Annotated in this window: 26 protein-coding genes; 16 read left to right on the plus strand and 10 right to left on the minus strand. The window is 70.5% G+C overall.

The genetic code is table 11. From position 1 onward, the window contains the following. Positions 1-178: 178 nt before the first annotated feature. On the minus strand, positions 179-1,195 hold the full coding sequence (locus ABZU32_RS36710) for a LacI family DNA-binding transcriptional regulator (protein WP_354844949.1): 1,017 nt from the start codon (positions 1,193-1,195) through the stop codon (positions 179-181). Between the two features lie 436 nt (positions 1,196-1,631). Here ABZU32_RS36710 and ABZU32_RS36715 point away from each other — a divergent pair, with 436 nt between their 5' ends. The 7 genes from ABZU32_RS36715 to ABZU32_RS36745 all read left to right on the plus strand — a co-directional run bounded on the left by ABZU32_RS36715 (position 1,632) and on the right by ABZU32_RS36745 (position 7,168). Further along, entirely contained in the window at positions 1,632-1,895 is a 264-nt protein-coding gene (locus ABZU32_RS36715) for a phosphoribosyl-ATP diphosphatase (RefSeq protein ID WP_248961442.1), read from the plus strand. Positions 1,896-1,975: 80 nt separating this feature from the next. After that, the gene (gene hisG / locus ABZU32_RS36720; RefSeq protein ID WP_354844952.1) at positions 1,976-2,821 is read left to right on the plus strand and encodes an ATP phosphoribosyltransferase; all 846 of its coding nucleotides are present in this window, start codon (positions 1,976-1,978) and stop codon (positions 2,819-2,821) included. Positions 2,822-2,926: 105 nt separating this feature from the next. Beyond that, positions 2,927-3,817, plus strand: a complete 891-nt coding sequence (locus ABZU32_RS36725; RefSeq protein ID WP_354844955.1) for an ABC transporter ATP-binding protein — start codon at positions 2,927-2,929, stop codon at positions 3,815-3,817. 3 nt (positions 3,818-3,820) lie between these two features. Then, the gene (locus ABZU32_RS36730) at positions 3,821-4,558 is read left to right on the plus strand and encodes an ABC transporter permease (RefSeq protein ID WP_354844957.1); all 738 of its coding nucleotides are present in this window, start codon (positions 3,821-3,823) and stop codon (positions 4,556-4,558) included. Positions 4,559-4,561: 3 nt separating this feature from the next. After that, positions 4,562-5,707: a sensor histidine kinase gene (locus ABZU32_RS36735; protein ID WP_354844960.1), complete on the plus strand. Its 1,146-nt coding sequence runs from the start codon at positions 4,562-4,564 to the stop codon at positions 5,705-5,707. Positions 5,708-5,801: 94 nt separating this feature from the next. Then, on the plus strand, positions 5,802-6,407 hold the full coding sequence (locus ABZU32_RS36740) for a response regulator transcription factor (RefSeq protein WP_354844963.1): 606 nt from the start codon (positions 5,802-5,804) through the stop codon (positions 6,405-6,407). A gap of 185 nt (positions 6,408-6,592) precedes the next feature. Next, positions 6,593-7,168, plus strand: coding sequence for a dihydrofolate reductase family protein (locus tag ABZU32_RS36745; RefSeq protein ID WP_354930264.1), 576 nt, complete (start codon positions 6,593-6,595; stop codon positions 7,166-7,168). A gap of 63 nt (positions 7,169-7,231) precedes the next feature. Here ABZU32_RS36745 and ABZU32_RS36750 read toward each other — a convergent pair whose 3' ends face one another. Then, the gene (locus ABZU32_RS36750; RefSeq protein ID WP_354930266.1) at positions 7,232-7,807 is read right to left on the minus strand and encodes a TetR family transcriptional regulator; all 576 of its coding nucleotides are present in this window, start codon (positions 7,805-7,807) and stop codon (positions 7,232-7,234) included. A gap of 77 nt (positions 7,808-7,884) precedes the next feature. Here ABZU32_RS36750 and ABZU32_RS36755 point away from each other — a divergent pair, with 77 nt between their 5' ends. Next, entirely contained in the window at positions 7,885-8,685 is an 801-nt protein-coding gene (locus tag ABZU32_RS36755; RefSeq protein WP_354930269.1) for an SDR family oxidoreductase, read from the plus strand. A 55-nt stretch (positions 8,686-8,740) separates the two neighbouring features. Here the strand turns inward: ABZU32_RS36755 and ABZU32_RS36760 are convergent, their stop codons facing one another. Continuing rightward, entirely contained in the window at positions 8,741-9,502 is a 762-nt protein-coding gene (locus ABZU32_RS36760; protein ID WP_354930272.1) for an LLM class F420-dependent oxidoreductase, read from the minus strand. A gap of 335 nt (positions 9,503-9,837) precedes the next feature. Between ABZU32_RS36760 and ABZU32_RS36765 the strand changes: the two genes are divergently transcribed. Continuing rightward, the gene (locus ABZU32_RS36765; protein ID WP_354930275.1) at positions 9,838-10,434 is read left to right on the plus strand and encodes an isochorismatase family cysteine hydrolase; all 597 of its coding nucleotides are present in this window, start codon (positions 9,838-9,840) and stop codon (positions 10,432-10,434) included. Positions 10,435-10,701: 267 nt separating this feature from the next. Here ABZU32_RS36765 and ABZU32_RS36770 read toward each other — a convergent pair whose 3' ends face one another. Then, positions 10,702-11,229, minus strand: a complete 528-nt coding sequence (locus tag ABZU32_RS36770) for a GNAT family protein (RefSeq protein ID WP_354930278.1) — start codon at positions 11,227-11,229, stop codon at positions 10,702-10,704. A 284-nt stretch (positions 11,230-11,513) separates the two neighbouring features. Between ABZU32_RS36770 and ABZU32_RS36775 the strand changes: the two genes are divergently transcribed. Beyond that, positions 11,514-12,557, plus strand: coding sequence for a hypothetical protein (locus ABZU32_RS36775; RefSeq protein WP_354930281.1), 1,044 nt, complete (start codon positions 11,514-11,516; stop codon positions 12,555-12,557). A 61-nt stretch (positions 12,558-12,618) separates the two neighbouring features. Here ABZU32_RS36775 and ABZU32_RS36780 read toward each other — a convergent pair whose 3' ends face one another. Together ABZU32_RS36780 and ABZU32_RS36785 are read right to left on the minus strand one after the other, a co-directional pair. Continuing rightward, positions 12,619-12,816, minus strand: coding sequence for a DUF397 domain-containing protein (locus ABZU32_RS36780; protein WP_354930284.1), 198 nt, complete (start codon positions 12,814-12,816; stop codon positions 12,619-12,621). Beyond that, positions 12,807-13,625, minus strand: coding sequence for a helix-turn-helix transcriptional regulator (locus tag ABZU32_RS36785; protein ID WP_354930287.1), 819 nt, complete (start codon positions 13,623-13,625; stop codon positions 12,807-12,809). Before ABZU32_RS36785 ends, ABZU32_RS36780 begins: the two co-directional genes overlap by 10 nt. Positions 13,626-13,861: 236 nt before the next feature. Between ABZU32_RS36785 and ABZU32_RS36790 the strand changes: the two genes are divergently transcribed. Next, a complete protein-coding gene (locus tag ABZU32_RS36790) occupies positions 13,862-14,131 on the plus strand; it encodes a hypothetical protein (protein ID WP_354930290.1) in 270 nt (89 codons plus the stop codon). Here ABZU32_RS36790 and ABZU32_RS36795 read toward each other — a convergent pair. Further along, entirely contained in the window at positions 14,117-15,019 is a 903-nt protein-coding gene (locus ABZU32_RS36795; protein ID WP_354930293.1) for a helix-turn-helix transcriptional regulator, read from the minus strand. The genes ABZU32_RS36790 and ABZU32_RS36795 overlap by 15 nt on opposite strands. 155 nt (positions 15,020-15,174) lie before the next feature. On the opposite strand from ABZU32_RS36795, the gene ABZU32_RS36800 reads away from it, so the two are divergent. The 3 genes from ABZU32_RS36800 (at position 15,175) to ABZU32_RS36810 (ending at position 18,738) form a co-directional block, all read left to right on the plus strand. Next, complete coding sequence (locus tag ABZU32_RS36800) at positions 15,175-16,092, plus strand: NADP-dependent oxidoreductase (RefSeq protein ID WP_354930296.1); 918 nt, start codon at positions 15,175-15,177, stop codon at positions 16,090-16,092. Between the two features lie 244 nt (positions 16,093-16,336). Then, the gene (locus tag ABZU32_RS36805) at positions 16,337-17,995 is read left to right on the plus strand and encodes an NCS1 family nucleobase:cation symporter-1 (protein WP_354930299.1); all 1,659 of its coding nucleotides are present in this window, start codon (positions 16,337-16,339) and stop codon (positions 17,993-17,995) included. Next, the gene (locus ABZU32_RS36810) at positions 17,992-18,738 is read left to right on the plus strand and encodes an aspartate/glutamate racemase family protein (protein ID WP_354930302.1); all 747 of its coding nucleotides are present in this window, start codon (positions 17,992-17,994) and stop codon (positions 18,736-18,738) included. The genes ABZU32_RS36805 and ABZU32_RS36810 overlap by 4 nt, the downstream gene beginning before the upstream one ends. A gap of 84 nt (positions 18,739-18,822) precedes the next feature. On the opposite strand, the gene ABZU32_RS36815 is transcribed toward ABZU32_RS36810, so the two are convergent. Continuing rightward, on the minus strand, positions 18,823-20,070 hold the full coding sequence (locus ABZU32_RS36815) for a glutamate--cysteine ligase (protein ID WP_354930305.1): 1,248 nt from the start codon (positions 20,068-20,070) through the stop codon (positions 18,823-18,825). 375 nt (positions 20,071-20,445) lie between these two features. Here ABZU32_RS36815 and ABZU32_RS36820 point away from each other — a divergent pair, with 375 nt between their 5' ends. After that, the gene (locus ABZU32_RS36820) at positions 20,446-21,543 is read left to right on the plus strand and encodes a serine hydrolase domain-containing protein (RefSeq protein WP_354930308.1); all 1,098 of its coding nucleotides are present in this window, start codon (positions 20,446-20,448) and stop codon (positions 21,541-21,543) included. Between the two features lie 55 nt (positions 21,544-21,598). Continuing rightward, on the plus strand, positions 21,599-22,132 hold the full coding sequence (locus ABZU32_RS36825) for a pyridoxamine 5'-phosphate oxidase family protein (RefSeq protein WP_354930311.1): 534 nt from the start codon (positions 21,599-21,601) through the stop codon (positions 22,130-22,132). Positions 22,133-22,289: 157 nt separating this feature from the next. On the opposite strand, the gene ABZU32_RS36830 is transcribed toward ABZU32_RS36825, so the two are convergent. Continuing rightward, a complete protein-coding gene (locus ABZU32_RS36830) occupies positions 22,290-22,592 on the minus strand; it encodes a hypothetical protein (RefSeq protein ID WP_354930314.1) in 303 nt (100 codons plus the stop codon). Between the two features lie 284 nt (positions 22,593-22,876). Beyond that, positions 22,877-23,929 carry an EAL domain-containing protein gene (locus ABZU32_RS36835; RefSeq protein ID WP_354930317.1) on the minus strand — a complete coding sequence of 351 codons (1,053 nt, stop codon included), beginning with the start codon at positions 23,927-23,929 and terminating at the stop codon, positions 22,877-22,879. Positions 23,930-24,395 lie beyond the last annotated feature (466 nt).

A 24,395-nucleotide genomic window follows, 5' to 3' on the forward strand; every position in this document is an offset into this window, starting at 1 on the left:
GCTACCAGGGCGAGCGCCCGGCGCGCGACGCCCGCGGCGGCCCCCGCCGCCCCGCCTCCGACCGTCGCGAGCACACCCCCGGCCGCGCCGCCCGCTGACCCATCGACGAAGGCGCACCCGCTCCGTGCGGGTGCGCCTTCGTCATTCGTGGGGACCGTATGTCAGGACAAGAGATGATCTAGGCCGGTGGGGGAGCGGTGCTGCCTCGGGGGGTGAGGCGGGCGGCCTGGTCCTCGTAGGCGGTGACGTGGTCGCCGGCGATGAGCGAGAGCAGGCGGCGGGCGCCGTGCGCGCCGTAGGCGGGGATGTCGCGGGTGAGCGCGGTGAGCGGTGGCCGGACCACCTGCGAGAGCGGGGAGTCGTCCCAGGCGACGATGGACAGGTCGCCGGGGACGTCCAGGCGCATCTCCTGGGCGACCGACAGCCCGGCCACGGCCATGATGTCGTTGTCGTAGACGACGGCGGTCGGCCGCGCGGGCGAGCTGAGCAGCCTGCGGGTGGCGCGGGCGCCCTGCTCGCCGGTGTAGTCGGTGTGCACGGTGACGGCCTCGCTCACGCCGAGGCTCGCGCAGACGGCGGTGAACGCCTCGTCGCGCAGCGCGGTGTGCAGGAGCCGGGGCAGGCCGGCGACCCGGGCGATGCGGCGGTGGCCGAGCGCGGCGAGGTATTCGACGGTCTCGCGGACGGCCGTGCCCTCGTCGGACCAGACCGGCAGCAGCGACCCCGACCCCGAGGGTTGCCCGAACACCACGACCGGCATGCCCATCGACTCCATCTCGCTCACGCGGGAGTCGTCGGAGTGCAGGTCGACCAGGATGGCGCCGTCGACGCGGCCCTCGCCCCACCATCGGCGGTAGACCGCCATCTCCTCGTCGTGGTCGGCGACCACCTGGAGCATGAGCGCGTACGACTGCGCCGACAGCTCCCCCTCGATGCCGCTGATGAGCTCCATGAAGAACGGCTCGACGCCGAGGAAGCGCGCCGGACGGCACAGCGCCAGGCCGACGGTGTTGGCCCTGGCGCCGTTCAGGGCGCGGGCCGCGCTGTTGGGCCGCCAGCCGATCTCGTCGGCGATCGCCAGGATGCGCGCCCGGGTGGACGCCGACACCCCCGGCTGCCCGTTGAGCGCGTAGGACACCGCCCCTTTGGACACCCCGGCCTGCCGCGCGATGTCGGCGATCGTCGGACGTTTCACAGCGGCCCCTTTGCTGAACCGGTCTAGACCAACCGTGTCTGCCCAGTACCTTACTACGCTCCTTGCAGGTGGAACGGGCTCTCTCCCGGCCGGACGGCCGCCCGGCGTACGGGGCGCTGACCCTATCGGCGCGGGGAATCCAAGGGACGGGCACGGTGGCGCCCCCGTTGCGACCGCATACGCGCGGGCCGTGGTCGCATGTTGCTTATCCGGTTCAGCATCTGTCTTCCCATCGAAGGCGGAACACGCGGGACCGGCGGCCGTCACCTTCACCGGCGCCGCTGGGGGATGGCCACCCGATGGCCTGCCTGCCGCACGGCCGGGTCCCGTCCTGGTCCGTTTGACGCGCCGGGCGGCTCTCGGGCGGGTGCCTAGCACGCCTCGCGTCCGCCGCCGACTACTCTTGACGAGCAGGCACACCGACGTGAGAGAGACCATGAAGACCTTCGAAGAGCTGTTCGCCGAGCTTTCGGACAAGGCGCGCACCCGTCCCGCCGGGTCGGGCACCGTCGCGGCCCTGGACGCCGGTGTCCATGCCATCGGCAAGAAGGTCGTGGAGGAGGCCGCCGAGAGCTGGATGGCGGCCGAGCACGAGTCCACCGACCGGGCGGCCGAGGAGATCTCCCAGCTGCTCTACCACGTCCAGGTCCTCATGATCGCCCGGGGCATCGGGCTCGACGAGGTCTACAAGCATCTCTAGGCCGGAGCATCCGGCCGCAGCCGACCGACCTCGTTCCCCGACCCGATGCCTCTCCGATCCGAAAGGGACCACGGCAAGCCATGCTCCGTCTCGCCGTACCGAACAAGGGCGTGCTCAACGAGGCCGCCCAGACCATTCTGAAAGAAGCGGGCTACCGCTCACGCAAAGACTCCAAGGAACTCGTGGTCGTCGACCCCGAGAACTCCTGCGAGCTGTTCTTCCTGCGCCCGCGCGACATCGCCGTCTACGTCGGCGAGGGCACCTTGGACGTCGGCATCACCGGCATGGACATGCTGGCCGACTCCGGGGCCCCGGCCGAACAGATCATCCCGCTCGGCTTCGGAGTCTCCACCTTCCGCCTGGCCGCCAAGCCCGGCGCGTTCACCTCGATCCACGACCTCCAGGGCATGCGCATCGCCACCTCCTACGCGGGGCTGCTCGGCAAGTACCTCGCCGAGGTGGGCGTCGACGCCCGGGTGATCAAGCTGGACGGCGCGGTGGAGACCGCGATCAGGCTCGGCGTCGCCGACGCCGTGGCCGACGTGGTCGAGACCGGCACCACGTTGCGCAATGTCGGCCTGGAGGTCTTCGGCGAGCCGATCGCGCAGTCGCAGGCGGCCCTGATCAAGCAGGTCGGCGCCGAGGAGACCCCCGCGGTCAGGCAGCTCGTCCGGCGCCTGCAGGGCGTGCTGGTCGCCCGCGACTACGTCATGATCGACTACGACATCCGGGCCGAGCGCATCGACGAGGCCATCGCGATCACCCCCGGCATGGAGGGGCCCACGGTCTCCCCGCTGCACCGTGAGGGCTGGGTCGCCGTCCGGGCGATGGTCCCGCGCAAGGGCCACCAGCAGATCATGGACCAGCTCTGGGAGATCGGCGCCAAGGCCGTCCTGGTCACCGCCATCTTCGCCTGCCGCCTGTGATCCCACGCTGATCCCGTTCCGCTGATCCCGCTCTGACAAATGTCATCGCCAGGCCCGGATGGTCGGCACTGAGGATCTCCGGCGTTCCCTTCTAGCGTTGAGCACATGAACGCCATATCCCTCGCCGGCGTGCGAAAGAGCTTCGGTGAGGTCCGCGCCGTGGACGGCCTGGACCTCACCATGGAGGCCGGGCGCACGGTCGCGCTCCTCGGCCCGAACGGGGCCGGCAAGTCCACGACGATCAACATGCTGCTGGGCCTGACCCGCCCCACCGCCGGGGACATCCGCGTCTTCGGCCGCACCCCCGACCAGGCGGTCGCCGCCGGCGACATCGGCGCGATGCTCCAGGAAGGGACGCTCATCCCCGAGCTGACCGTCCGCGAGCTGGTCGACTTCGTCCGCCGCCTCTACCCTCGTCCCCTGCCGCTGGACGAGCTGCTGCGGATGGCCGACCTGACCGACCTGGCCTCGCGCCGCGCCGACCGGCTGTCCGGCGGTCAGTCCCAGCGGGTGCGGTTCGCCCTCGCCGTCGCCGGGTCGCCCCGGCTGCTGGTGCTGGACGAGCCCACCGCCGCCATGGACGTCGAGTCGCGGCGCGCCTTCTGGGAGGGCATGCGCGCCTACGCCGCCCAGGGACGTACGGTGCTGTTCGCGACCCACTACCTGCAGGAGGCCGACGAGAACTCCGACCGGGTGATCGTCGTCGCCCGCGGCAAGGTGGTGGCCGACGGCACGGCCGCCGAGATCAAGGCGGGCGCCGGCGGCAGCTCGGTGGAGTTCTCGCTCGGCGTCCAGTCGGCGGCCCGCCTGGACGCCCTGCCGGGGGTCACCGGCGTCACCATCCTCGACGGCAGGGTGACGCTGCGCACCGCCGACACCGACGCGACCGTGGCCGCGCTGTACCGCCGCACCACGCTGGAGATCAGCGACCTGCAGATCAACGGGGCCGATCTGGAGGACGCCTTCCTCGCTCTCACCCAGTCCTCGGAGGCGTGAACCATGCCGCACTACATCAAGATCGAACTGCTTCGGATGTTGCGCAACAAGCGCTATATCATCTTCGTCGTGGCCTTCCCCGTCGCCTTCTACCTGCTGTACTCCAACCTGTACGGCGACCAGGCCGACCCCTCGACCGGCACGCGGGCCGCCGTCATCCTGATGGTGTCCATGGGCGCCTACGGGGCCCTGGCCGCCTCGATCATGTCCACCGCCGTCCCGTGGGCGCAGGAACGGCAGAGCGGCTGGCTGCGCCAGCTCCAGATCACCCCGCTGCCCGGCTGGTCGATCATCCTGACCAAGCTCATCGCGTCCCTGCTGCTGGTGCTGCCCGCGCTGCTGTTCGTCGTGCTGGCCGCGGTGCTCACCCAGCACGTGTCGCTGAGCGCGGGGGAGTGGGCCGCGTTGATCCCGGTCATGTGGGCGGGCACGATCCCGTTCGCGGCGCTCGGCCTCATCATCGGCTCGCTGGTGCGCCCGGACACCGCCCAGCCGATCGCCATCATCAGCATGTTCGGCCTCGCGCTGCTCGGCGGCCTGTGGTTCCCCGTCGACATGCTCCCCAGCGCCCTGCGCACCGTCGCGCACGTCCTGCCGTCCTACGACTACGCCTCCATCGGCTGGGAGATCGTCGCGGGTCACACCCCCTCGGGGGCGTCGGTGGCCGGCATCCTCGGCTGGGCGGTCGCGCTCGGCGCCGTCGCGGTGTTCGCCTACCGCAGGGCGACGGTGCGGGCCTGAGTCATGAGCGGTCTCAGCAGCGTGTTCACCTTCGGCGGGGTGGGCGACAAGCCGTCCCGCTGGAGGCGCCTGCTCGGCACGTCCTTCGGCCTGGTCTACCTGTTCTACCCGGTCTCGGACGTCACCTCGGGCGCGATCACCGGAACCAAGGCGTACTGGGCGGTCGCCTCGCTGGTCGCCTTCGTCACCTGCTACATCGCCACGGTGCTCAGCCCGAAGGACTACGGCGAGCCGGGACGCTGGACCGCTCCGCTGCTGTCGGTGCTCGTGCTGATGGCCATCGTGCTCCCGATCATCTTCGGGGGCGGCTGGGTGGCGCTGCCCGTCTACGTCACCGTCGTGATCAGCATGGGCCTGCCCAGCCGGGTGGCCCTGGCGGGCATCGCGGGAATGGCCGGCGTCGTGGTGGTGGACGGCCGCCTTTCCGGGGCCGACGGCGGGGCCATCGCGCTGCTGGTGATGCAGGTCGTCACGCTCGGCGTGCTGTTCATGAGCGTCCGCAACACCCGCGTTCTGCTCAACCGGCTGCACAGGGCGCAGAGCGAGGTGGCCCGCCTGGCGGCCAGCGAGGAACGGCTGCGCATCGCCCGCGACCTGCACGACCTGCTCGGCCACAGCCTGTCGCTCATCGTCCTCAAGAGCGAGCTGGCCGGACGGCTGGCCGAGAGCGGCTCTCCCAGGGCCACCGGCGAGATCCGCGACATCGAGTCGGTCGCCCGCATGGCCCTGCAGGAGGTCCGCGAGGCGGTCACCGGCTACCGCCAGCGCGGCCTGTCGGAGGAGCTCGACAGCGCCCGCGCTGCGCTCGACGCGGCCGGGGTGAACGTCGTGGTGCGCACCACCGGCACTCCGCTGCCCGACACCCTGGACGGCCTGTTCGGCTGGGCGGTGCGCGAAGGGATCACCAACGTCGTCCGCCACGCCCGTGCCCGCAGGTGCGAGATCACCGTGACCTACCACGAGGGCAAGGCCGGTCTCGAGGTCACCGACGACGGCCACGGGGACGGCACCTACGAGCCGGGCAGCGGCCTGACCGGGCTCGCCGAGCGCGTCCAGGCCGCCGGCGGCACCCTGGACGCCGGCCCCTCCGCCGGGGGCGGCTTCCACCTGCGCGTCACCGTCCCGGCCCCCGTGGGAACCCGCGCGTGACCCGGCTCACCGACCACCTGCGCATGGCTTGGCGCACACCCCACCCGGGCCGCGTCACGCCGCCGCCCGGCCTTCGCACCCCCGGGAGCGGCACGTGATCAGAGTGGTGCTGGCCGAGGACCAGGCGATGGTCAGGGGCGCCCTGTCCACCCTGCTCGGCCTGGAGGCCGACATCGAGGTCGTCGGCGAGGCCTCCACCGGGGAGGAGGCCGTCGCCGTCGTCCGCGAGACCAGGCCCGACATCGCTCTGCTGGACATCGAGATGCCTGTGATGGACGGCATCACGGCCGCCGCCGAGATCGTCCGCGTGGCGCCCGGGTGCCGCGTCATGATCCTGACGACGTTCGGCCGGCCCGGCTACCTGCGCCGGGCGATGGAGGCCGGCGCGGTGGCGTTCATGGTCAAGGACAGCCCGGCCCGCGAGCTGGCCGCCGCCATCAGGCGGGTGCTGGCCGGCGAGCGGGTGATCGACCCGGCCCTGGCCGCCGCCGCCCTCAGCGCCGGCCCGAACCCGCTGTCCCCGCGGGAACGCGACGTGCTGTCCGCCGCCGCCGACGGCTCGACCATCGGCGACATCGCCCTGCGCCTGCACCTGTCCGAGGGCACCGTCCGCAACTACCTGTCCACGGCCATCCAGAAGACCCACACCCGCAACCGCATAGAAGCCGTCCAGCGAGCCCAATCCCAAGGCTGGCTCTGACGACGTGCGTGAGGGCATGGCCGGAGCATCCGGCGCGCTTCGCGCGAGCGACGCTCGGGCCGTTCGGATGAGCCCGGAAAGTTCTGGAAGAGGTCCGGGGAGGCGTGTCGGATCGGGGCGGTGGTGTTCGTAGCAGTGGTGAGGCCGCCGCAAGGCGCGCGACCGACTTCCCGCGAGGAGACACCGTGACCGCCACGTACACCTTCGACATCTTCTCCACCCTTGACGGCTTCGCCAATCACGACGGTGACTGGGGCGGCTACTGGGGCAAGCAGGGCCCCGAGTTCCTCGCATATCGCGCCGCCGCCTACCGCGACCCGCTGCGCATGGTGCTCGGGGCCACGACCTACTCGTCGAACGCGCCGTTCCTTGACGCGGGCTTCGACCGCAGCCTGTTCGACGGGTGGATCACGCGCATGTTCGCCTCCCCGGTCACGGTGCTGTCCAGCCGGCTGAGCGAGCCGCTCGACTGGCCGGACACGACCATCGTGTCCGGCGATCCCGTCGAGGTGGTCACGCGGCTCAAGGCCGAATCCGATGTGCCGCTGCGCTCCCACGGCAGCCTGACGCTCAACCGGGCGCTGCTGAACGCCGGCCTGGTCGACACCATCGAGGTGACGGTGTTCCCGGTGATCTCCGGGGCGACCGGCGTGGACCGTATCTTCGACGGCGCGGACGACTTCGACCTCGAACTGCTCGAGGCCCGGACCTTCGACCGCCACACGCAGGTGCTGACCTACCGGCCGACCCGACACGGCTGACCGGCGACGGGACCGCCGCCGGTTCGCGTGGCGGTCGGCCCGGCCCCGAAACCGCTGCCGCGGCTAGGCCGGTGGCTCGACGACCACCGCCAGCATGCGGGTGACCTGAGCCGTCAGCAGATCCGGATCGGCGTCGCGCAGCGCCGAGGTACCGATGAGGCGGCGCAGCAGCCAGGTGCCGGCCAGCAGGGCGAGCCCCAGTTCGGCGCGTTCCCGCGCGTGGGAGCCGTGCAGGGCGGCGGTGAACCGGGCCCCCACGTGCTTCTCGATGCCGGCTCGGATGATCTCCGCGGCTCTTGGGTTGGCCGCCGACTTGAGCATCAGCTCGAACGGTCCGAGGTGGTCCGTCTCCGGGGCGGTGCGGTCCACCAGCGCGCGGGCGGTCTCGGCCGTCACATCTGCCGGATCGGCCGGGACCATCGTGGGCTCGGCGAACGAGACGTCCACCACCTCGGTGAACAGCCCTTCCTTGGAGCCGAAATAGCGGTTGACGAGCATGGCCGTCACTCCGGCGTCCGCGGCTATGTCGCGGACGCCCACCCCGTCGTAGCCGTGCCGGGTGAAGGCCGTGATCGCCGAGGTCAAGATGGCCTGCCGGGTGGCCGCGGCATTGCGGGGCCGGGCGGTGGGGTGCGTCATGCCGAGCAAGTCTACAGCTGACAACTTATCGTGGTAGTCTACGACTGTAGACAAAAGTCTCGACCCAAGGAGTTCTGATGGATCTGCAACTCACTGGACGTCGCGCCCTGATCACCGGGTCGACGTCCGGACTCGGTGCGGCCACCGCCCGGCTGCTCGCCCGGGAAGGCGCCGCGGTCGTGGTCCACGGCCGCAGCGCAGAGCGGGCACAGGCGGTTGCCGACTCGATCGCCGCCGACGGCGGAAAGGCGTCGATCGCGGTGGGCGACCTGGCCACCGATGCCGGCGCGGACGCGACGGCCGAGGACGCTCTGGCCGGCGGTGACGTCGACATCCTGGTCAACAACGCCGGCGCGTACGAGCACCTGAACTGGGCCGACGCCACCGCGGACATCTGGCAGGACACCTACGACGTCAATGTCGTGTCCGGGGTGCGGATGATCCAGCGCCTGGTTCCCGCCATGCGTGAGCGCGAGTACGGGCGGGTCGTCACCATTGGAGGCGGCCTGAGCACGCAACCGTTCAACAGCCACCCGCACTACAACGCCTCCCTCGCGGCCCGGCACAACCTGGCGGTCTCCCTCGCCCGCGACCTGGCCGGCACCCGCGTCACCTCCAACGTCGTGGCACCCGGCGCGATCCTCGTCCCGGCCGTGCGGGACTTCCTGGTCAAGCTGTCGCCCGGGCGCGGCTGGGGCGAGACCTGGGAGGAGATCGAGTACAACTCGGTCCGCGAGATCGTGCCCAACGACCGGGTGCGCTACGGCAGGCCAGAGGAGATCGCGGGCGCCGTCGCCTACCTGTGCGGCCCCTACGCCGAGTACATCAGCGGCGCGACCATCCGCGTCGACGGCGGCACGGTCCGCGGCGCCTTCTGAAGACGTCCACCGCGACCGGCCCATCGAGAGCCGTGAAGGTCCGGCGGTCGCGTGGTCACAGGTGGTCGCCGGCGAGCGTGGCGAACTCGTCCAGCACGTGCAAGGTCTCGTCCTCGGGCAGGGTCGGCAGTGAAAGCGCCAGGCGGTCGGCCCCCGCCTCCGCGTAGGCGGCGATGAGTTCGGCATCGGGTGGCACCGATGCCACGATCACCGGCACGTCTCCGGCGACCTCGGCCAACTGGTCCAACTGGGGCCTGACCCGGGCGGGGTCGTCCGCCGAATGCGGCATCCACCCATCGCCGTGCGCCGCCACCCTGGCCAACGCCGCCTGGCCATCTCCACCGATGTAAATGGGCGGATGCGGGTGTTGTACCGGCTTGGGCCAGCAGAACATCGGGTCGAAGTCAACGTACCGGCCGTGGAACTCGGCCTCGTCCTTGGTCCAGATCTCCTTGATCGCGGTGAGCCGTTCGTTCAGCAGGGCCCCCCGGGTGCGTGGATCCGTGCCGTGATCGCGCATCTCCTCCCGGTTCCAGCCCGTGCCCACGCCGAAGATCACCCGGCCGCGGGACACCAGGTCCAGGCTGGCGACCTCCTTGGCGGTCTGAATGACATCGCGCTGGGCCAGCAGAGCGATGCCGGTTCCCAGCAGCAGGTGGTCGGTCACCGTCGCGGCCGCGGACAACGCGACGAATGGGTCGAGCGTGCGGTAGTACACCCTAGGCAGCTCGCCGCCCATGATGAACGGCGTCTCTCGTTTCACTGGGACATGGCTGTGCTCGTGCAGGAAAAGGGAATCGAAACCGCGCTCCTCCAACGCCTTGGCGAGTACGGCAGACCGGATGCCCTCGTCCGTGACGAACGTCGTGACACCAACCCTCATGTCTCAAGTCAAGCACTCTCCCTGCGCCTGTCGGCTGCCAGGGGGTTCCTGGGGTGAAGCGGCGCTGCAGGTAGTGTGGGCAGGTGAGAGTCGCGCTGCTGGGCGCGCCATCTGCTTCGGTACCCACGACCCCGCATCGACAGCGATCGGCGCATTCTCTGAGCTCGCAGACATCGTCCCCTGAACGGGCATCACTGGGATCTGTGGAATCGACAACATGAGGACACATCATGTCGAGTGTCACATATGAACCGAAGGCCACGGGCCTGGTGCTGATCGACACCGTGAACGACATCTTCTCCGAAAACGGAAAAGGCTACCCTCTCTTCAAGGACGAGTTCGCGCGGATCGGCGTCCTGGAGAATCTCGTACGCCTGCTCGCGGGAGCACGCGAGCGAGAGATGCCGATCTTTTTCTGTCCGATGTCCTACACCGAAGAGGACTACACGACGTGGAAGCACCTGTCCGGCATCCACCAGGAGATGTACGAGAAGCGGATGTTCGAGGCCGGCAGTTGGGGCGCTGACTTTCACCCTCGGCTGGGGCCGCGTCCCGGCGAGATCACGATCATCCCGCACAAGAACATCGACGTGATCGCGAACACCGACCTCGACGTCCAGCTACGTCAGCACGGCGTCGAGTACGTCGCGGTCGCCGGGATGATCGGCACCCTCTGCGTGGAGTCGACCGCGCGCAGTGCGATGGAACGCGGCTACCACGTGACGACGTTCACCGACGCCACCGCCGCCATCGGTGGCGAGGAAGCCTACGCGGAAATGGTGCGGCGCTACCGGCTGATCTCCCATGCCACACTCGACGTCGGAGGCTTCCTCGCGGCGAGCGGCAAGAGCGTCCGGTCGGGCTGAAGGCGGGCCGCGAGATCGTTCTCTCCGCCGGGGCGCGACGGTGATCTCCTCATCCGGGCCGGCATGAATCCGCGAGACCTCGGACGTGGACATCCCGGTATCGACGCCCGAGGCCGCCGCCTCGACGCACATGCCGCCGTCGTCGCCGGACATGCTCGCCTTGCGCCACCGGGCCTGGCTGAGGTCCAATTCCGCACCGCTTCCTCGATCATCCGCAAGGACGGTGAACGCGGCGGCCAGGTGCGGCGGAAGATCAGGGACATTTGATCAGCCGCCGAGGACGCGCTCCCACAGCAGCCCGTCCCGCCAGCTCCCGTCGAGAAAGATCGAGGAGTGCGCGACGCCGTACGGGCTGAACCCATTGCGGCGCAGCACCCGCTGTGACGGCAGGTTCTCCAGGTTGGTGGACGCCTCGGCGCGGTGCAACCCGAGTTCGTCCGTCATCACCTGGAGCACGAGCCCGACGGCGTGTCCGGCGTGCCCCTGATTCTGGGCGACGCCGGCGATCCAGTATCCGACGGAGCCGCGGAGCAGATGCGGCTGCGGCAGAATGTTCCCGACGGTGACCTGTCCGATCACCTGGTCGTCGGCGAGCACCACGCCCGGCCAGACCGAGCCGGCCCGGTATCCGGCCAGCAAGCCGTCGATCCGCTCCGCCTGGCCCTCTGGGGTGAAGAAATCGGCCGGCTGGGCGGGTTCCCACGGCCGGAAAGCCTCGAAGTCCCGCGCCCGATGCGCGGCTATCGGGGCGGCGTCGGTGGGCTCGATCAGACGGATCCTGGTGCTGCTGCGCATGGGCCGATCCTCGTCGCGGCGCGTCGGATGAGACGGCCAGCCTAAGCGAGGGTGCCCGCGCCTTTCCCGGCCTCATCTCGACCGAGGCGGCTGGCTCAAGGCGGCTTTGGCGCCGTGCGCTTCTGAGCGGCGGCGCTCTCCGTATCGAACATGTGATCTAAAACTTCTAGGAGTAGGGCTTAGGCCGAGGTTACGATCTTGGTGGTGGTCGGCCGGGTCGATCGGCCGGCTCTCCACGCTGACGGGGCGGGAAGACGCCCCGCTGACCGGACGGGAGATCGAGCTTGAGGCGTGCGCTGATCGCGATGGGCATGGGGTTGAGCTTGCTGGGGTCCACCGTCGTCGCAGGTCCGGCCCGGGCCGCGAGTCCGCTGGCCGTGCCGTTGGCTTCCACTGTGACGGCGGCTCAGCAGGTCGCGAGCTTCTGGCTGGCCGACGGGGCCGCCAATCTGAGGAACGCCACGCCGTACACCGTGGAGACCGAGACCGGCGGCGAACGGCTTTCCGCCGACATCGTCCCGGACGGTCCTCCGGCGTCCATCCCGCCGCTGGAGGGGCCTGCCTCGCCTGAGGGCGAAACGCCCCCGACCTCGGGCAAGGTGTTCTTCATCGGCAGCGATCTGCTGCCGCACTGGTGCACGGGCACGGTCGTGCACGCGAAGTTCAGGAACGTCGTCGCGACGGCGGGGCACTGCGTGCTGGACGTTGAGGCTCCGATGGGCGCGCTCTGGAAGTGGGTCTTCGTCCCCGGCGGCCACTCCGACGGAACGACCCCGTTCGGCCTCTATGTCGGCAAGCGTGCCTACACCCACTACGACCTGGACGACCTTCGCGACTACGACCGGGACTACGCCTTCGTGAACGTGTACGACGGGGTCGTCTCCGCGTCGCCGGACGCGCTGAGCGATGTCGGGAGGCTGGGCGATAACGTCGGCGGGCAGGGGATCGAGGCCAACCAGCCGCTCCCGTCGACGGTGGACGTGCTCGGCTATCCCGCCGGCCCTCACCCCGACGGCAGCCTGCCCTACACCGGCGGGACCCTCGAACGCTCGACCGGAGCGGCCTTCGCGGCGAAGGTCACGATGTCCAGGATGGACCGGCCTGTCGGCGTGGATTCACCGTTCACCGGTGAGGGGTCCCTCGGGTCCTCGTGGCTGACCCAGTACAGCGACGACAGCCGTAAGGGCTATCTCAACGGCATCACGGTCAGCGTTTCCGACACCGACGGCGACGGCCGGTACGACACCGGCATATCGCCGTACTTCGACGGCGAGTTGTACGGGGTCTACCTCAAGGCCACCGCCTACTGGACGGGTTCCATCATCTGAGCGCCCTCCGTCCCCGCCGCGCCCGCCCGCATGGGTGGGCGCGGTGCCGCTGTTGGTTCCTTCAGGCCACCTCGCCGGCCTTCGTGGCGCGGAGGAATCTCGCCCAGGCCTCCGGGGGGAAGGTCAGGACGGGGCCGCCGGGATTGGTGGAGTCGCGGACGGCGACGACTCCGGGCAGGTTGGCCGCCACCTCGACGCACATACCGCCGTCGCTTCCGGACCGGCTCGATTTGCGCCATCGCGCCTTGGTCAGATCCATCTCCGCACCGCTTCCTCGATCATCTTGAGGGACAGGGTCTGTGCGTGAGCTTCGCCGCGGAGAGTGTCGTGCAAGGTGCGAAGCCGTGTGATCGTCGCGCGATCGTCAACGGTACGTCCCTGCGGCTGTGTCTCCACATATCCGGTATAAGCGGAACCGCGCATTTCCGCTATGCCGAACGCTCCGAGAAACCCTGCGGCGGCCCTGGAACCGTAGGGGACTATCTGAATGGTGATCCTCGGCAGGCGGGACATTCCCGCCAGGCTTTCCATCTGCTCACGCATGACGGCGGGGCTTCCGATCGGCCGATGGAGAACGCCCTCGTCGACGAGGGCCCAGACCATGGGCGGGTCGTCGCGTGAGAGGGCGTTCTTGCGCTGCATGCGGCCGGCGAGGCGTGTCTCGATCATTTCCGCCGTGATGCCTGGGTCGTCCTCGAAGAGCGTCCGTGCATATGCCTGTGTCTGGAAAAGGCCGGGGACGAGGAGGGGGTCCCATAGACGGAGATCGGTCGCGCGTAGCTCCTCGGCGGCCCAGTCGCGGAAATGTTCGGGGACCGGGGGGAGGGGCGGCCAGGCGTCCAGGTAGAGGCCGTGCATGACGCCGTCGAGGCCGAAGACCTGGTCGCACAACTGGGCGAGGCCTTCTGTGGGGATGCGTCTGCAGGTCTCGACCATGCCGATCAGGCTCTCGGAGTAGCCGACCCTGCGGCCGAACTGCTCCTGGGTCATCCCGGCCCTGAGGCGGTGTCGCCGTAGCTCGTACGAGAACCGCGCCGCACCCGATGATTGGGGGTCGATATCGACCATTCTGCCCATCTATCCCTCGCCTTCGCCGCGCCACGGCACATCCCACGAGCTCACCACGACATGACCGGGGGAGTGCCTTTCGGTGAGTTCGATCGGCTACGCAAAGTATCCGATCGACTACAGGATGGTAAGGCGAATTCGTGCCCGGTGGCAGACGGTTTTCGGTCCACGACCGTAATTGGACGCGCCTCGCCGCCGGGCACCCGACACCCCGACTCGTATCGTGGAGGCGGCCGATGGGCGGCGGCAGAACGCGGGATCAATACCTGGAGATGAGGGCCGAACCGGAGGCCGCGGGCTACGCGCGCGAACACGTCAGGCGCGTGCTGTCGAAGTGGGGCAGAGAGGACATCCTCGAAACCGCCGAACTCGTCGCCTCGGAGCTCGCGACCAACGCCGTCAAGGCGACATGGGAGAGGGTCCACTTCGATGATCGTCGGCTGTGGGTGATCGCTCGATCGACCACGGGTGCGATCACGGAGCCGACGTGCTCAGGACGTACGTGAGTCGCCGATCACCCTCGTCGGTGCGCTCGTCCTGGTCGAGGCACGCGTCGCGGCGGTGTCGTGCCGGTGCTGCGGGCCGAGCACGCGAAGCATGTCCAGCGCCTCGGTGCCGCCGGGTGGCGGGGTGAAGACCCGCAGTCGCTGGTCGGTCGCGGGCGTCGCCAGCACTTCGCAGTCGAGGTCGATCCTGCCGAGCTCGGGATGCGTGAGCCGGTACGGGTGTGACACGCGCACCGCGACCTCGTGCCGGTCCCACAGCGCCGCGAACTCGGCGCTGGCCGCGCGGAGCCGCGTGACGAGTGTGCGGGATGCCGCGTCGTTGCCGCGGCGGGCCGCCGCGGCGCGCAGGTCGGCGACCAGCTGCCGGGCGTGCTCCTCGTGCTCTTCGGCTGCGAAGTGGCTTCGCACGTCCGGTTCGGTGAACCAGCGCAGCACGATGTTGCGGTCCTCCTGGGCCACGGTGCACACGCACCCGAACAACGCCGCCGCCATGTCGTTCTGCGCCAGCAGGTCGCCCAGATCGCTCAGGACCTGGACCGGAACGCTGTCCAGCCGGTCGAGCAGGTACAGCATGCTCGGCCGCAGGTACTCCCCGGCCCGCGCCCCCTCCGGCGGGCGGTGTCCGGCGAGCAGGTACAGGTGGTCCCGCTCGTCGGTGGTGAGCCGCAGCGCGCGCGTCAGCGCGGCCAGCATCTGAACCGAGGGCTGCGGGCTTCTGGCCTGCTCGAGCCGCATGTAATAGTCGGACGACATCCCGGCGAGCACCGCGACCTCCTCGCGGCGCAGTCCTGGCGTACGCCGCCTCGGGCCCTCGACCAGCCCGACGTCCCGTGGAGTCAGCCGTTCCCGGGACCGGCGCAGGAAATCGGCAAGGTCGTCACGCTTCATCACCATATCGGTAGTGATATCACCACTCGTGGAACGCATCCTCGGACCGCCGATCCTAGGCGGACCGCTCCGGTTCTCAGCCGTCGAAGGCGAAGGCATAGTTCTGGTGTGGCCGTCCAAGGCCCAACCGGACGAGGCAGAGCGGTGATCACGTCATGAAGGCAGTGCGGTTCCACGAATACGGCGGGATCGATGTCCTGCGGGTGGAGGAGGTGGAACGTCCGGCGCCGGGCCCCGGGCAGGTGCTGGTCGAGGTCCGCGCGGCCGGGATCCAGCCCGGCGAGGTGATGATCCGGGAGGGGGCGCGGCACGACCGCTGGCCGGCGAGGTTCCCCTCCGGGCAGGGCAGCGATCTGGCCGGCGTCGTGGTGGAGGCCGGTCCGCAGGTGCGCGGCTTCTCGGTGGGCGACGAGGTCCTCGGCTTCACCCACAACAGAGCGAGCCACGCGGAGTTCGTCGTGGTCGACGACGTGAATCTGGTCTCGCGCCCGGAGGGGCTGCCCTGGGAGGTGGCCGGGTCGTTGTACGTGGCCGGCACGACCGCGTACGCCACCGTGTTCGCGGTCGACCCCGGACCGGCGGACACGGTCGTCGTCTCCGGTGCGGCGGGCGGCGTCGGGTCGCTCGCCGTGCAACTCGCCCGGCGGCGCGGCGCCACGGTGATCGGGCTGGCGAGCGAGCCGAACCACGCCTGGTTGAAGGACCGCGGTGTCGTCCCGGTCAGGTACGGGGAGGGTGTGGCCGAACGGATCCGGCAGGCCTGCGGCGGGAACGTCGACGCGTTCATCGACACCTTCGGCGACGGCTACGTGGCCCTGGCGGTGGAACTGGGCGTGCGGCCCGAGCGGATCGACACGATCCGCGACTGGCGGGCCGCGGCCAAGGTCGGTGCGCGGACCTACGGAGAAGGCGCGGCGGCGTGCGCGGTCGTGCTCGGCGAACTGGCCCGGCTCGCCGCGCGCGGGGAGCTCGAGGTGCCGATCGCCCGCGCCTACCCGCTGGAGGGAGTGCGGGACGCCTTCCGCGAGCTGGAGCGGGGGCACACCCACGGCAAGATCGTGCTCCGGCCCTAGAGCATGTACGGCATCGGAGATCAGAGGGATTCGCCGGAAGGCGACTCGTCCGCCGAGCAGTATGGGCGCCATTTCGCCCCTGTCATAAGGGATTAACACCGGCGAAATTCGCCGCCGGGCGCCAAGTAATAGGTTGACGGTGTCGGTCGAGGGTCTCTCTCGACCGTACGCGTGCGCGCACTGCACTGCCGGTCCCTGATCAGGACATGTCCGTCCACCGCACCTTTTCGCCCAGGGATGCGAAATGACCGAATCCAGTGTGTCACCCCCACCGAGCCACGCACCCGACATGGTCACCACTACCGCCACCACAACGACCGTCCCGGCGGCCTCCGGCGAGGACGCCCCGGCCGGTGGCCTGGTCAAGCCCGGCTACGATCCCCGGCTGGCCAACGAGGACCTGGCCCCGCTGCGCCACCAGAACTGGTCCTCCTACAACATCTTCGCCTTCTGGATGTCGGACGTGCACAGCGTTGGCGGCTACGTCACCGCGGGCAGCCTGTTCGCCCTGGGCCTGGCGAGCTGGCAGGTGCTGTTCGCGCTCGTGGCGGGCATCGTCATCGTCAACGTCTTCTGCAACCTGGTGGCCAAGCCCAGCCAGATGACCGGCGTGCCGTACCCGGTCATCAACCGGGCGATCTTCGGCGTGCTGGGCGCGAACATCCCGGCCGTCGTCCGGGGACTCATCGCCATCGCCTGGTACGGCGTGCAGACCTACCTAGCTTCACAGGCGCTCATCATCATCTTCCTGAAGTTCTGGCCTGCCACGGCGGCCCTGAACGACGTGCGCGAGTACGGGTTCCTGGGGCTGCCCGCGCTCGGGTACATCTGCTACGCCATCCTCTGGGTGGCGCAGGCGGCGGTCTTCTGGAAGGGCATGGAGGCCATCCGCCGGTTCATCGACTGGGCCGGGCCCGCCGTGTACGTGGTCATGCTGGTCCTGGCCGTCTACCTGGTGAGCCGGGCTGGATGGCGCAACATCAGCCTCGACCTCTCCCAGGGTGAGGTGCTCGGCTTCGGCGAGTCGTTCCCGGTCATGCTGGGCGCCATCGCCCTGGTCGTCTCCTACTTCTCCGGGCCGATGCTCAACTTCGGGGACTTCTCCCGGTACGGACGCTCGTTCGCCGCGGTGAAGCGGGGCAATCTGCTGGGGCTCCCGGTCAACTTCCTCTTCTTCTCCATCCTGACGGTGATCACCGCCTCGGCCACGGTGCCGGTGTTCGGCGAGCTCATCACCGACCCCATCCACACTGTCCAGCGCATCGACACGCCGTTCGCCATCCTGCTCGGCGGGCTGACCTTCGTCATCGCGACGGTCGGCATCAACATCGTCGCCAACTTCATCTCCCCGGCGTTCGACTTCTCCAACGTCAACCCCAGGCGGATCAGCTGGCGTACCGGCGGCATGATCGCGGCGGTCGGGTCGGTGCTGCTCACGCCCTGGAACTGGTACGGCAACCCCGACGCCATCCACTACACGCTCGGCCTGCTCGGAGCCCTCATCGGCCCGCTGTTCGGCATCCTGATCGCCGGCTACTACGTGTGCTCGCGGCAGCGGGTGTGGGTGGACGAGCTGTTCACCCTCGACCGGGGCGGCCGCTACTGGTTCCGCGGGGGGTACAACCCCAACGCGGTCTGGGCGACCGTGGCCGCGGGCGTGCCGGCCATCGCCTCGGTGCTGGCCCCCAAGCTGCTGCTCGACCTCGGTCTGACCACGATCGACCTGACCTGGATCGCCGACTACAGCTGGTTCATCGGCTGCGGGCTGGGCTTCGTGGCGCTGGTCGCGTTCGAGCGGGTCTCGCCCCGCATCACCGGCCTGGACCGCGACCTGGCCGCCGCCTCCGACGGGGTCGCCGCGCGAGCGGCCGTCCCGGAGGGCGCGACTCCGGCCGGCCCGTGACCCGCATCCGGGTGATCAACCCCAACACCGCCCAGGCCATGACCGAGTCGATCGGCCGTTGCGCCCGGGCGGTGGCGGGGCCGGGCACGACGATCGTGGCCGTGAGCCCGGCCATGGGCCCCGAGTCGATCGAGAGCCACTACGACGAGGCGCTCGCCGTTCCCGGGCTGCTCACCGAGGTCGCGGCCGGTGAGCGGGACGGGACCGACGGGTACGTCATCGCCTGCTTCGGCGACCCCGGCCTGGACGCGGCGCGCGAGCTGGCGGCCGGCCCCGTCGTGGGGATCGCCGAGGCCGCCATGCACGTCGCGACCCTCGTCGGACGCGGCTTCAGCGTGGTGACCACCCTGTCCAGGACGGCGGGCCGCGCCTGGGACCTCGCCCACAGGTACGGCTTCGCCGCCGCCTGCCGCGGCGTGCACGCCTGCGACATCCCCGTGCTCGATCTGGATCGCCCTGACGGCGACGCCCGCGAGGTGGTGGCCAGGCTGTGCGCCGCCGCCCTCGAAGCGGACGGCAGTGACGCGGTGGTGCTCGGCTGCGCCGGGATGGCGGCGTTCTGCGCTGAGATCTCCGGCCGCCTCGGCGTCCCGGTCATCGACGGCGTGACCGCCGCCACCACCCTCGTCGAGTCGCTGGTCCGCCTTGGGCTGCGCACGAGCGCCCGCGGCGAGTACGCGCCGCCTCCGCCCAAGCGCTACTCGGGACCTCTCGGCGGCTTCACCATCCCGGCCCGGGGATGACCTCCGCCGCGCCGCCGGAAACGCCCCATCGTCGCATGTGGTCCGTCGGCTACGCCGGCACGCGGTGTGGTCGTGCCGGCCGGATCAGAGGCTCGCGGTGGCGACGTCGAACGCCTCGATCAGGCGTGCCGCGCCGGCCCGGCCGGTGTCCGGAGCGAGCAGGGCGCGCTGGCGTTCGGCACCGGTGCCCGTGCGGGCCAGTGCGGTCAGAAGCCGGTCGACCTCCTCCTCGTCGCCGGTCTCCCGCAGCGCGGGACGGATGCGGTCGAGCATCTCGTCCACGAGCGCGGTGGCGGGCACCCCGCCGCCCGTCTTCGGATGCACGCCGTCGCCGTTCAGCCCGAAGCGGGCGGCGGACCACAGGGCGGCCCGCAGGATCTCGGTGTCGCCGGGGTCGGCGGTGTCCGCGCCCGCCGCCAGCTCGGCGCAGGCGGTGCGCACCAGCGCGCGCGACAGAGCGGCCTGGAGCACCGCCTCGTCCACGGTGGCGGCGACGTCCGCGGCCCTGATCTCGACGGTCGGGAACCGCGCCGACGGCCTGGCCAGCCAGTACGGATGCGCTGAGGGGACCAGCGCGCCGCTGCGGTGCAGCATGGCCGTCACCTGGTCGTAGTGCGCGGCACTGGAGAAGTGCGGGGGGATGTCGGTGGCGGGCCAGCGGGACAGCGCGACGGTGCGCCAACTCGCGTAGCCGGTGTCGGCGCCGTCGCAGAACGGGGAGTTCGCGGAGATCGCGAGCAGGGTCGGCAGCCAGGGCCTGAGCCGGTTGACCACCGCCACCGCCATCTCACGGTCGGCCACGCCCACATGGACGTGCAACCCGCACGTCTCCTGCTGGGTGACGATCAGTCCGTACAGGTCGCGCAGCTCGCCGTACCGCGCCTTCGCCGACACGGTGCGGGGAACGGCCGGAGGGGTGACCGGAGAACCGATGGCCAGGACGCGCAGGCCCGCCTCGGCCGCGGCGCGTCCCAGCCGGGCCCGGCCCCCGGCCAGCACCTCGCGAAGCCCGCCCAGGTCCGTCCGCACGGGGGACACCGTCTCGATCATGGACGCCAGCAACTCGGCCTCGAACCCGGTCGCCGACCCCGCCGGCCCGGCGCCCGTACCCGCCGTCGCGGGGGCGCCTGAGCCGGTCGCCGCGGCCTGCTCGGCGTGCCGGTCGGCCACGTGCGCGGGCTCGCCGGCCCGCGGTCTGTCGAGTACGTCCAGCAGTCGTGCGTTGCCGGGGACGGGGCGGCCGTCCAGGGCGTCGACGACCAGGAACTCCTCCTCGACGCCGAGGGTGACCGCGTCGCCCTCGGCCGGCCGATAGGACCGCGCGAAGCTCACCTACACCGTCCCAAGCCATGACAGGGACACCACGAACAGCTCACGACGGCCCGGGCGCCTGCGCGACACGGGCGGCCTGCGGCGCTTCGGCTCGTTCATCGACGCCATTCTAAAACCGCCACCCCTCACCCACGAGCCCCGAAGGGCGATGATCGATGCGCCCCGACATTCCCCGGGCGAGGGGGAACATGCTCGCCCCGCACCGCTTCAGGAATGATCGACGTTCGGGTGCCGCATGGCGAACGCGCGCCACGCGTCTGGACGGGACCACGACGGCCGAGTCGGCATGCCTGGCGGAGGGCACGGATGGGCGGCACCTCACATTCCGCCGGACCGGAGAGGTGATTCCTCCGCGCTGCGGGGGAGGTGACGGCGATGGCGACGAGTGGGATACAGGACCGGATCCAGCGTCATATCGACACGCTGATCGAGACCGGCGCGGAGACCGGTGTGCAGGTCGCCGTCTATCACCATGGCGCGCTGATCGTCGACGCGGTGGCCGGTACGGCCGACCCGGCCACCGGGAGGCCGCTCACCTCCGGAACGCCGATCTTCAGTTTCTCCACCGGCAAGAACGTGGCGGCCGTGCTGGCGCATCTGCTCGTAGAGGGTGGTCTCATCGATTACGACACCCTGGTCACGGACCTGTGGCCCGAGTTCGGCGTGCACGGCAAGGCCACGGCGACACTGCGGCACGTGCTGACCCACACCGTCGGCCTTCCGGCCATGCCGCGACAGATCACCCCGCGCGAGCTTCCCGACTGGGCAAGGGTGTGTGAGGCGCTGGCCGCCGCCGAGCCGCGCTGGCCGCCGGGCACCGCCGTCGGCTATCACTCGTACACCTTCGGCCATCTCGTCGGCGAACTGGCCCGCCGCGCGACCGGGCGGCCCATGCGCGCGCTGCTCCGTGAGTGGATCACCGCGCCGCTCGCTATCGAGGGGCAGCTCTACTTCGCCGCTCCCAAGGAGTCGCTCGCGGGGCTGGCACGCCTGGAGCAGCAGACGCGGCAATGGCCTGCCGGCCCGGACGAGGATGCTGCGATCCTCGCACCCTGGGAAAGCCGGCCCAGTGCCGGCTTCGGCAACGACGAGGAGATCCTGCGCGCCGACATTCCATCAGTGGCCAGCGCCACCGCTCACGGCCTCGCCGCGATGTTCAACGCCGTGCTGCAGGGCGAACTCCTGGACTCCGCGCGGCCGGCGGACCTGTCCGCGCTCGCGTTCGAGGGGACGGACCGGGTTTTCGGCAATCCCTCGCGGATGGCGCTGGGCTTCCCGATCGGCAGGATCGGCGCCCCCGCCGAGGAGAACTCCGTGGCATTCGGATGGCCGGGCGGAGGCGGAAGCTACGCCTACGCCGACCCCGTGCGGGGGGTCGCCTTCGCGCTGACGAAAACCCGGCTCGTCCCGAACTTCGACACCGCCCTGTCGGTCACCGCCATTCTGGCCGACCATCTCGCCGGGACCCGCTGAGCGTTTCCTGCGGCTGTGCCGGGATGGGATTCACGACGATCAGAAGGAGAGAATCATGTCCGCTCACACAGTCGGCGACTCGACCGCGCCGCAGACCGGCCTCGGTCCGTTCTCCTCGCCCGGCGCCTGCCCGACGCCGTGGGAGGAGACGGAGTGGGCACTGCGCCGGATCCAGAAATTCCAGCTGTGCACCGTGCGCCGGGATGGCCGCCCGCACGTGACACCGTTGCTGGCGGTGTGGACGCTGGGCGCGATGTGGTTCACCACCGGCGAGAACGAACAGAAGGCCAAAAATCTCAGCGCCAACCGGCACTGCGCGCTGACCGCCGGAACCGGCACCCTGACCGGCGTGGACTACGTCATCGAAGGCACCGCGAGCCTGGTCACCGACCAGGCCACCAGGGACGCCGTGGCGACCGCCTTCGAACAGGCCTATGGCTGGCAGCTCACCCGCGAGGACGGAACCTGGTACCACCTGGGCGACGCCGTCCGGACCGGCGATGTCCGCCTCTACCGGCTCCAGCCGGACAAGGGCTTCGCCTTCGCCACCGGTAGCGAGTCGTCCGAGACCCGCTACCAGTGGGGCTGAAGGCGCAACGCCGCGCCGCCCACGCAGTCGTGCCGTGACCTCCCCGCCGCACAGCGCCCGGACGGGCCAGGCCACCGGATCGCGATCGCGGGTGACGGCTTCGGCCGTACGAGGCCGTTCTCCTGCGCATGCCGGCGCGGGGAGGCGTTCGAGCGGATCAGTAGTGGTACTTCGTCACCTGCTTGCGGCGGACGATCATTCGGAAGATCCACAGTGGGAGCCACACGAACAGGCCCCATAAGCCACAGGTGAGGATGGTCAGTACCAGGTGCAGCGTGTGTGACCCGGCGGACAGACCACGCTGTTTGGTCACGATCTTGCGCGGCCCGGGTGGCGGCGGTGGGTACTGCTGCCCTTGATACTGCGGCGGGTACTGCTGATCGTGGTACGGCTGCTGCGGGTGGCCGTAGGGCGGCTGGTTCGGAGGATAGGGGGGCTGGCCCACGCGGTCGCTCTCCATAACTGGATAGTGGTAGTGATCTTTGTGGGACGTGCGGGCGTCGCGGCCGGTTTACCGCGCCCCGCTCCCCGAAATCAGCATGACCCACCTCGCGGACAACCGCCGGCGGCCGGCCCCGGCTCTGCTCAAGGCGGCCCTGCGACGGGTCCGACCAAGGTCACCAGACGGCGGGCAGCCGTAAGGACTCCTTCACATCTGGGGCCCGCCTGCCTCCGGCCCTGAGGGCGTGTCCTGGGACGCCCTCGCAGGCGCGGAAATCTACAACGTAAAGGCGGCGGCCCCGGTCAGCGCTGGGCGGGCTGGAGGTCGGCGACGTGGCGGATCAGGTCGCCGACGTGGACGACGCCCATGCAGCGGCCCACCTCGTCCACCACCACCAGGTCGTCGTACACCCGCGCGGAGTCCTTGCCCGCCACCTGCATGGCGGCGATGACCGGGGTGGTCTTGGGCACGACGCGGGGCGGGTCGGCCAGACGGTGCGCCGGCTTCTTGGCGTGCAGCGCGTGCCCGTAGGGGCCGGCGATCGACAGCAGGAAGCGGCTGCGCTCCACGCTTCCCCGTGGACGCTGATACTCGTCGACCAGGATGACGCTGGTGATCGACGGTTCGGTGCCGAGGGCCTCCACCACCTCCTCCGCCGTCGCGTGCATGCCCAGCGTCACCGCGGGCATCAGGAACTCCTGGACCCGGGGCCCGAGGTCGATCATCGACGGCTGCGGCTCGGCCGGCACCGGCAGCGGCACGTGCACCCTGCCGTGCGAGGGCCGCCAGTCGAGCGGGGCCAGCAGCGGCCCCTGGGCGAGACGCACCCCCCAGCCGCGCAGCGTCGTGAGCTGCGCCTCGTCGCGCACCTGGGGAGCCAGGACGTGGACGCCCAGGCTCTTGGCCATGTGCGCCACCGCCTCGCCGACGGCGTTGCGCCGCGCGTCGCGGGGCACCCGTTCCATCAGTTCGGGCGAGAGCACCAGCGCGTACGGCGCGGCGTCGGCGATCAGGTCGAGCGGGACGTGCGAGGTGCCGAGGCCGCCGACGGCGACCAGGTAGCCGATGGTCCGCAGGCCGTCGATGCCGGTCAGCAGGGCTCGCCGGTCGCGCGCCGCGACGTCGCCGGTGATCACCAGGATCACCTCGCGGGGGCGGCGGCTGGTGGCGCGCATGGCCTCGTGCAAGGGGGCGAGGGCTCCGGAGCCCTGGACCAGCGCGTCCGAGGGCACGGTGAGCAGCAGCGGCAGCAGCGCCTCCTCGCGGGCGGCGGCGTGGGCGGCGGCGACCGTCCCCGAGACGTCCCCTGTGATGCCGATGGAGGCCGCCTCGGCTGCCGCCTCGACGGCGATCACCCCTCCGGTGTCCAGATCGACGATCGGGAAGAAGGCCGCGGTGGCCCGCGGGGCTCCCGGCGTCCCCGGCGGGAACGACCCGAACGACCCGGAAGGTCCGGACGGTCCGGACGGTCCGGAGGAGAAGCCCGGATGGCCCCCGGAGCCCGTGGGGCTGGAGGTGGGGAAGCCCGGGTGACCCCCGGTACCGGAAGTGACGAAGTCCGAATGCCCCGGGGTGTTGGAGGTGGGGAAGTCCCGGTGACCCGCGGAACTGGAGGTGACGAAGTCCCGATGACCTGGGGTGCCGGACGCCGGGAAGTCCGGATGACCTGTGCCGGACCCGGGATGGGACGGATGTCCTGCGGGGCCGGAGGCCGGAAAGCCCGGGTACGTCGCCGGCGGCGTCGCGCCGGGATGTGGGGACGCGGGCGCGGGGTGTCCTGGGGGGACCGCCTCCGGGCCGCCGGGGGCGGCTCCGTGGCGG

The sequence above is a fragment of the Sphaerisporangium sp. NPDC005288 genome (assembly GCF_040607475.1).
GTDB lineage: Bacteria > Actinomycetota > Actinomycetes > Streptosporangiales > Streptosporangiaceae > Sphaerisporangium > Sphaerisporangium rhizosphaerae.